Here is a 7853-nt window from a genome sequence, read left to right as displayed (position 1 = left end):
TACATCAGCAAGCAAACATTTCAAATATACAATATCCTGGGCAGGAGTTGCTCTTTCTACAAAATTGCCACCATTTTGCATAACATATAGCATTGGCATCCTTGTTCCGAAATAGAATGGTATAAAATCTCCCAAGGTTATGAAAGGAGCATCAATATCTTGCAAGATACCATTATCAACTTGAACACTTTTAGTTGCCCTAGCATCAATTAAGCTGATATCACCAATGGTTACAAATTCTGCATTTTTGTTGGGGGAGTTCCTATGCGTGATCCCATATTTTAAAACATGCGATATGTTCTCAATATGAGTCATGCGATATATTGATATTTTATTTAGCTCCATAATCGATTGCGCATTGCCACAAATTGATACCGTGGCAATGCGCTAAAGTTACTGCAAAAAAGACGTAATCAAAAAAACAAAACAAAAAATTTATCAACCTACGCCTTATACAACAACTCAAAATACTCGTCCAGCATCCGTTTTACCGCAAACTGATCCTTGGTACCGAGGATACTGGCCTTCATCATGGCTACCCATTTTTCGCGGTCGTCGTAATACGTTGGAATCACTTCGTTGAGCAGCACATCGTAGAGCGCTTTGAGGTCGTGAGCATCGTGTGCTTCTACATCCTCTTCGTTTTCGTAAGCATCGCCAAACTGCCAGCCGTTTACACCGTGATCGCAGGCTTCGGGCCACCAGCCATCCAGGATGGAGAAATTGAGTACGCCATTCATGGCTGCTTTCATGCCGGAAGTACCACTTGCTTCGAGCGGGCGACGCGGGTTGTTCAACCAAATATCGGAACCACGGGTGAGCATGCGCCCGATGGCCATGTCGTAGTTTTCGAGAAAAATTACGGCTTTGGGGTATTGGCGTGCCATTTTCACCAGGTTGGCTACGATGCCTTTGCCAGTATCATCCAGCGGGTGTGCTTTTCCTGAAAAAACAATTTGCACCTTGCGTGCTTCCAAAAGCGGTGCGATGATTTCAGGATCCGTAAAGATCAAATCCGAGCGCTTATAAGGCGCAGCGCGGCGTGAAAACCCGATGATCAGGTTGTTTTCATCCAGACGATGGCCCGTTTTGGCTTCGATGAAATCGATCATCGAGCGCTTGTTTTGCAGGTGCGTTGCCCACAAATCACCATCGCCTTCAGCGGCAGCAATCATGGCTGGATCGACCCAGGTAGGCTTGTGAATGGCGTTGGTGATGGCGATGATCTCGGAGCGATCCTCAATTTCCGCCCACATTTTATTGGAGGTTTCGCCGTGCAATTGCGCTACTGCGTTCGATTTTTTGGAGAGGCGCAATGCACCTACGGTCATATTGAAAGGACTGCCGCCCAGTTCTTCCAGTTGCTCCCAGCTCAGGTGCATGTTGGCGCCCATGTACATGATGCGCTCGATGGGGTGCGACTCGTTGCCTTGCAAAATAGGAGTATGCGTGGTGAACACCACTTCACTCTTGACGGCTTCTACTGCTTCCTCAAAAGTCAGGTCATCTTCTTCCATTTTTTCGCGCAGCAGCTCAAACCCAGCAAAAAGGGCGTGTCCTTCGTTGAAGTGGTATACATCTACTTCGATGCCCAGTTTGCGCAGGGCGCGTACTCCGCCAATGCCCAGTACGATTTCCTGTGCGATGCGCTCTTCGCCAAACCAGCCGTACAACTGCCCGGTTACCCAGGTATCGTTGTTGCCGGGAAGGTCGGTATCCAGCAGGTACAAGGGCGCGTTGCCAAAGGCTTCCAGTTTCCATACTTTGCACTCTACCTCCAGGCCACGGATTTCAACGGTGACACTCACCCCCGTGTCTTCCATGAAATCGTAGTTGTAGTTGTGGTAAGTATCGTAAGGTTTGCCCATGGGGTCGATCCGCTGATCGGTGTAGCCTTGTTTCCATTTGATGCCCAAGCCGACAATGGGGAAATTGTGGTCTTTGGCGCCTTTCATGTAGTCGCCAGCCAGGATGCCCAGGCCACCTGCGTACGCTTTGAAGGATTGGTCGAGGCCGTACTCCATACAGAAGTAGGCCACCGAAGGATTTGTTTGGGTTGACATATTTCAGGTTAGTTGAAAAGTTGAAGAGTTGAATGGTTGAAGAGTTGTAGGTAGTGCATGATTTGAGCCATTCCTTGAGAATTCCAAACCCTGCTTAAGCACAACTTTTCAACCCTTCAACTTTTCAACTCAATTAAAAATCCATTCTGATTTTCCCCATGTTCACCCGCACTCCGGCGCTGATGAAACGGGCTTGTTGATCACGCGCGTCTTCGGCGCTGTCTTTTCGGCGGTAAAAATACTGAAGATCAACGAAAACATTATGCGACAATCGATAACTCAGGTCCAATCCGAGCAAAGAAGTTTGTGCTGCAATGCCCTGACCGATAAAATTGCCGTATTCACGCTGAAATTTGTAGTTGTTTTTGAGGATGTTGCCACCCCAGTTGTCATTGGGGCCATCTTCGCCAAAGTTGGCCCGGATGAAGCGTGCATCGATGATCAGGCGCTTGATGGGTTGGTAGCGCAGCAGCAATACCAACTCCTTGAAGTTGGCCGCCAGCGGATGCGCCAGGGCTTGATTCAAGTGGGTATAAGAGGATGCAGTATCAAAATGTGCATAAGTATAAGGTCGCGCCAGGTTGTATTCCAATTGCAGATCGAGGTGGTCTATCCCCAGGGCATTGATGTATTTGACTCCGGCCTGAATGGCGAATTTGTTGGCCCAATAGCCCTGATTGTCTGAAACCAGGCGTTTGAACAAAAACTCGTCGATGACCAGTTGACCGTAAAGTTGTATTTTTTTGAACAGGTTCAATTTGCCGTCAAAACCCAGGATCACGTTGTCGGGACTGCCTAGTCCCTGCTCTACTGCTCGGTAAAAAATGACTGGATTGAGGTAATTGAATTCAAAATGGTCTTTGCGCGAAAACATCACCGTTTCAAAAAGTCCCAAATTCAGGTGAGGCCCCAGATTGATGCTCAAATGGTGCGCAGCCATGTATTTTTTCTTCTCAATGATGTTGTTGTTGCTGAAATTGGGCGAGGTAGACACCATTTCTGCAAAAATGTTCTGGTAATGAAACTTCCAGATTTGCCAATTGAGCTTGAGGTAAATGTAATTGGGCGAAAAATCTGAAAGCAGCAGGGAACGGTAGCCATTGCCAATGAAGTTGCGGCCATACCCGAATTGGGCACCAATGTGCGGACTGAGGTTGAACCCCACAAAGCCATCACTCAGCAAAAAATCGTAGCCATTGTTGACTTTTAGTAATTTGCTGTTGTAATTTTTGACCAGGGTAGCGCCAGGTAGCGCATAAAACTGGTTGTAATAATCGCGAACGTATTGCGGAAACTGGGCTTGGGTTTCAAACAGGTTCATGTACACAAACACCCGATCATCGATCCCTGCCCGCAATTCTACGCCACGGGAGTAGTAAAAATAGGGCTGTTCGCCAGCGGCAGCTTTTCCCAATTGCATATTGAGGGTAGGATTGAGCCTAAAATGAAAGGCTGGTAGATTGACCTCCAGTAGATTGGCCGGTGTCGGGTACAGCCATTTGAGCAATTGTTTTTTGTTGCGGGTGTAGCGCGGATCGCGCAAACTGGCCTTGATCAAGCCGAGGGTGGTATCGCCGTCTGGTTTGTATTTGGCTCCACCTAGTGTATTGGGCAGTGCTTTTTGCCCCAGCCACTCATTGTTGTCCTGAAAAATATACGTCAGGTCATCGCGATCGAGGGTGCTCAATGGTCTGGCCTTGGCGCTGTCCAGTTGCAGGGCAAATTTCACTGCGCTACCCCGTTGGTAATACTTTAGGGAGGAATGATACGGTGCTTCTATTCCGCTCAGAATTTCCAATCGATCCAAAACGGGATAAGCGTAATTGCCCCGAGGGATGGGGCTGCCCTGAGCAAATGCCGCAACACTGTAGATCAAAAGTGCAAAAATGGGGAATAGGAGCTTTTTCATTTAACTGTTTTTAATTTTCTGCTCAATCGAGGTGGTTGAATATCCAGCTACAAACGGCAAGGTAAGCACCCGGCCACCTCGGGCCAATACAATATCGGCACCGATGATGGTCTCGATTTCGTAATCGCCACCTTTGACCAGGATATCGGGTTGCAAAACCTGGAGTAATTCCCAGGGGGTATCTTCTTCAAATGCTACCACTGCATCAATAAAACTCAATGAAGCCATTTGCCAGGTACGGGTCAGTTCGTCGTTGATTGGTCGGTGCGGGCCTTTGAGACGAGCTACCGAAGCGGCAGAATTGAGTCCTAGTACCAGACGCTGCCCCAAATCGCGGGCTTGCGCCAGATAATGCAGGTGGCCGTAGTGCAAGAGGTCGAAACAACCGTTGGTAAACACTACCGTTTCGCCTTGCGCTTGCCAGGTTTGCACCGCAGCTTGGGCAGAATCCCAGGTGTGGATTTTAGACTCAATTTGCGCCAATATGCTCATGACTGAGGGCTTTGGGTTGATAATTGCGGTTGACAATGGGCAGCAACAACCAGGAACTCAGCCCAATGGCCACATTACCCCCCAACTGAATCGTGAAAAAGGAAATATTGGCCCAGGAGAACCCGTCTTCCCCACTGATGCCGTACATGGCCAGGGCAGTTTGCGCCAAAAAATGGTAAGTACCCATGCCGCCCGGCGAAGGAATCACGATGCCCCAGCCCCCAAATACAAAGGTGATCAGGGCAGCTACCAGCGACAAATGCGCTGTAGGTGCAAAAGCATGAAAATTGAGGTAAGTCATGGAATAGTACATGAACCAGATCAAAAAACTGTGGAAAAGAAACAACCAGGGGCGATCCAGTTGGCGCACCGTTTGAATGCCTTGCCAAAATCCTTGCGCAAAGCCCATGATTTTTTGGCCAATGCTGGTGGACAAAAGTTGCTTACGAAAGTACCACAAGCCCGCCACTCCGAGCAGCATTAAGGGAATGCCCCAGATGAGCATATTTTGCAGCATGGCAATTTTGTCTGCAATTGCCACGTGTTGCTTGGCAAATGCCAAAATGGTATCGTATTCCAGAAAAATAGCCAATGCGGTAACCAACAAGATGCTGATCACATCGATGATGCGGTCAACGACCACGGTGCCCATTACTTTTTCTACCGGAATGTTTTCGTATTGCGACATCGTTCCAGCCCGCAGTACCTCGCCCAGGCGGGGCAAACCCAGATTGGCAAAATAGCCGATCATGATGCAAAAGAAAGAATTGATCAGCCGAGGCGTATAGCCGAGGGGCTTGATGAGCATGTTCCAACGGATGGCACGCGATATATTGCTGACAATGAAGGCACAAAGAACCAAAAACAACCAACTTACTTTTACAGTGCCGAAATCGTGGAGTACTTTGTCCAGGAGGTTGCACTCTTCACCAGGTATGCCTTTGAGGGCACATTCTGCTTGAAAAGCGGCATTTTGATGCCGGTAGAGCAGGTACAAAATCAGTACTCCGACACCTAAAAACAGTAAGAATTTCAAAAAATTGAGGATAAAACGTTGCATAGTAGTAATTGTGGCAAACGGGTGATCAGAAATCGAAGAAAATGTTTAATTGTTATGCTTGAACGTACACAGCGTACTTTTCTTCATAAAAAGGATCTTTGAAAAAACGACTCAGCGGAATTTTATCCACGTAGGTTCCCCGGGGCAAAGCTGCAATTTCTTCCTTTAAGTTGCCGCCCTTCAAGGTGATCAAGCCATTGGGCAGGGCGTGTTGCTGCTTGTTTTTGATGAGGGGCCAGCTCCAGGCGCAGAGCTTGTCGAGGCTGGTTACTGCGCGGCACATCGTGAAATCGAATTGCCTTTTGAGTTCTTCGGCCCGGCCCTGCTGGGCAATAACATTGCTCAATCCCAGCTCCTGAACGATCTCTTTGACCACCAGAATCTTTTTGCCTATCCCATCGATGAGGGTAAATTGGGTTTCCGGGAAAAGGATGGCCAGCGGAATACCGGGCAAGCCTCCGCCAGTACCAATGTCCAGAATTTCGGCACCCGGTTTGAAACTGACAACTTTGGCGATGCCCAAAGAATGAAGAATATGGTGCGCATAAAGGGAATCGATGTCCTTGCGCGATACGACGTTGATTTTGGCGTTCCACTCGCGGTACAACTCATCCAGTTGCGCAAACTGCGCCTTTTGATGGTCGCTAAGGTGTGGAAAATAGTCGAGGATGACTTGCATTAATTGGCTTGTCTTTTGTACCGCGCAAAGATAACAAAAGCTGCTGTACTGTATAAAGCCGTCGAAAACAAGTGGGTGGCAGCGATTAAATCAATCGGTTTAACGCTTTCTCAAGCGAAGCAATTGCCAACCAAAAACCAGGGTGCAAAGCAATAAGCCCAAAAACTCGCGGGTCAGTTCGATGTGTGGCTGTGTGGCTTTCATGGTTTCAACAATATTTGGCATGCCCATACTGATCCAATGGATGAAACTTGGCAACAAAGTCAGCATCCAAATGCCACTCACCGCCAAACCCAGGAGCAGCATCCAGCGATTGGATTTGCCAAAGGCGGCCATGCCGCAAGCAGCGGCGAGGTACAAATACAGCGCCGCCCAGCCCCAGGGATCAGGATCGTTGTACTGAACAGCGGCAAAGGTGATAAAAAGTAAGGTAAGAAGGAGATTGAGGACTTTCATGACTAAATGATTTTGCGGTAAAGATACTGGATAAAAAATGAAGTTGAGAGTGATTTTTGTCCTTTTGAGGATCAACAAATCCTAATGGAAACCCAGATTTTTAACCGATATTCGGCACAAAAATCTCTACAATGCAAACATTAGTGCAGCTTCCAAGTCCAGAGGATATCCGGCAATCGCACACCTTGATTCAACCTTATATTCACCGTACTCCGGTGCTGACCTGCCAGAGTATCAATGCGATCAGCGGGGCTCAGTTGTATTTTAAGTGCGAAAACTTCCAAAAAATTGGCGCCTTCAAAATGCGGGGCGCCAGCAATGCAGCCCTGCGCCTGGATCAGGAAGCCCGAAAAAAAGGCCTGGCCACCCATTCTTCGGGCAATCACGCCCAGGCAGTGGCCAAAATTGCCCAATCTCTGGGCGTACCTGCGCACATTGTAATGCCTGAAAATGCTCCTAGTGTGAAGCGGGAAGCTACCGCGGGTTATGGTGCCAGAATCATCTTGTGCGAAGCCAACCAGGCTGCCCGTGAATCCACTTTGGCACAGGTACTGGCCGAAACAGGCGCTACTTTTATCCATCCCTACGATGATTACAACGTGATCGCCGGACAAGCTACTGCCGCCCTTGAACTCTTTGAAGAAATTGCCGATCTGGATGCCATCATTGCGCCCATCGGTGGGGGAGGGCTGATGAGTGGCACGGCCTTGTGTAGCACTTATTTTTCCCCGGCCACAAAAATTTATGGCGCTGAGCCGGAACAGGTCAACGATGCCTGGTTGTCGTTTAAAAGTGGCGTGCGTACTCCGCACCAGGGGTTGCCTTCCATCGCCGATGGCCTGCTGACCAATATGTCGGAAAAGACCTTTGCCATTGTCAAAGCACACCTGAGTGATGTATTTACGGTAAGCGAAGCAGAAATTGTAGCAGCAATGAAACTGGTGTGGGAACGCATGAAGATCATCATTGAGCCTTCGTGTGCAGTGCCTTTGGCTGCGGTTTTGAAAAATCCATCTGTGTTTGCTGGACAAAAGATAGGCATCATCCTGACCGGAGGGAATGTAGATTTACAGAAATTGCCTTTTTAAGCGATAGAAATAAGTGATGGCGAGATGAAGTCGAAGTGGTTACTGAGCGAAGTCGAAGTAGGTTGCTGAGCGAAGTCGAAGTAGGTTGCTGAGCGGAGTCGAAGTA

At 48.4% G+C, this 7853-nt stretch carries 8 protein-coding genes; 1 reads left to right on the top strand and 7 read right to left on the bottom strand.

The window, feature by feature from the left end; translation table 11 throughout:
* From ABW391_RS14195 to ABW391_RS14165, 7 genes are all read right to left on the bottom strand, one after another.
* Positions 1-315, bottom strand: a 315-nt coding sequence (locus ABW391_RS14195) for a DarT ssDNA thymidine ADP-ribosyltransferase family protein (protein ID WP_353482544.1), incomplete at its 3' end; no start/stop codon positions are given.
* 128 nt (positions 316-443) lie between these two features.
* Positions 444-2063, bottom strand: a complete 1620-nt coding sequence (gene glgP / locus ABW391_RS14190) for an alpha-glucan family phosphorylase (protein ID WP_353482543.1) — start codon at positions 2061-2063, stop codon at positions 444-446.
* 133 nt (positions 2064-2196) lie between these two features.
* Positions 2197-3972: a hypothetical protein gene (locus tag ABW391_RS14185; RefSeq protein WP_353482542.1), complete on the bottom strand. Its 1776-nt coding sequence runs from the start codon at positions 3970-3972 to the stop codon at positions 2197-2199.
* Positions 3973-4464 carry a D-glycero-beta-D-manno-heptose 1-phosphate adenylyltransferase gene (gene rfaE2 / locus ABW391_RS14180; RefSeq protein WP_353482541.1) on the bottom strand — a complete coding sequence of 164 codons (492 nt, stop codon included), beginning with the start codon at positions 4462-4464 and terminating at the stop codon, positions 3973-3975.
* A complete protein-coding gene (locus ABW391_RS14175; protein ID WP_353482540.1) occupies positions 4442-5524 on the bottom strand; it encodes a lysylphosphatidylglycerol synthase transmembrane domain-containing protein in 1083 nt (360 codons plus the stop codon). Before ABW391_RS14175 ends, rfaE2 begins: the two co-directional genes overlap by 23 nt.
* A gap of 52 nt (positions 5525-5576) precedes the next feature.
* On the bottom strand, positions 5577-6203 hold the full coding sequence (gene rsmG, locus ABW391_RS14170; protein ID WP_353482539.1) for a 16S rRNA (guanine(527)-N(7))-methyltransferase RsmG: 627 nt from the start codon (positions 6201-6203) through the stop codon (positions 5577-5579).
* 99 nt (positions 6204-6302) lie between these two features.
* On the bottom strand, positions 6303-6659 hold the full coding sequence (locus ABW391_RS14165; protein ID WP_353482538.1) for a transmembrane 220 family protein: 357 nt from the start codon (positions 6657-6659) through the stop codon (positions 6303-6305).
* A 131-nt stretch (positions 6660-6790) separates the two neighbouring features.
* Between ABW391_RS14165 and ABW391_RS14160 the strand changes: the two genes are divergently transcribed.
* Positions 6791-7747, top strand: a complete 957-nt coding sequence (locus tag ABW391_RS14160) for a threonine ammonia-lyase (protein ID WP_353482537.1) — start codon at positions 6791-6793, stop codon at positions 7745-7747.
* Positions 7748-7853: the final 106 nt, after the last annotated feature.

Source organism: Haliscomenobacter sp. (assembly GCF_040403615.1).
Taxonomy (GTDB): Bacteria; Bacteroidota; Bacteroidia; order Chitinophagales; family Saprospiraceae; genus Haliscomenobacter.
The sequence above is the reverse complement of the archived record's forward strand: the minus strand, read 5'-3'. Positions and strand labels throughout refer to the sequence as shown.

Excerpts from the sequence above, each read along its gene's own strand:
- glgP (WP_353482543.1), bottom strand. The coding sequence starts at position 2,063 with ATGTCAACCCAAACAAATCCTTCGGTGGCCTACTTCTGTATGGAGTAC.
- ABW391_RS14185 (WP_353482542.1), bottom strand. The coding sequence starts at position 3,972 with ATGAAAAAGCTCCTATTCCCCATTTTTGCACTTTTGATCTACAGTGTT.
- rfaE2 (WP_353482541.1), bottom strand. The coding sequence starts at position 4,464 with ATGAGCATATTGGCGCAAATTGAGTCTAAAATCCACACCTGGGATTCT.
- ABW391_RS14175 (WP_353482540.1), bottom strand. The coding sequence starts at position 5,524 with ATGCAACGTTTTATCCTCAATTTTTTGAAATTCTTACTGTTTTTAGGT.
- rsmG (WP_353482539.1), bottom strand. The coding sequence starts at position 6,203 with ATGCAAGTCATCCTCGACTATTTTCCACACCTTAGCGACCATCAAAAG.
- ABW391_RS14165 (WP_353482538.1), bottom strand. The coding sequence starts at position 6,659 with ATGAAAGTCCTCAATCTCCTTCTTACCTTACTTTTTATCACCTTTGCC.
- ABW391_RS14160 (WP_353482537.1), top strand. The coding sequence starts at position 6,791 with ATGCAAACATTAGTGCAGCTTCCAAGTCCAGAGGATATCCGGCAATCG.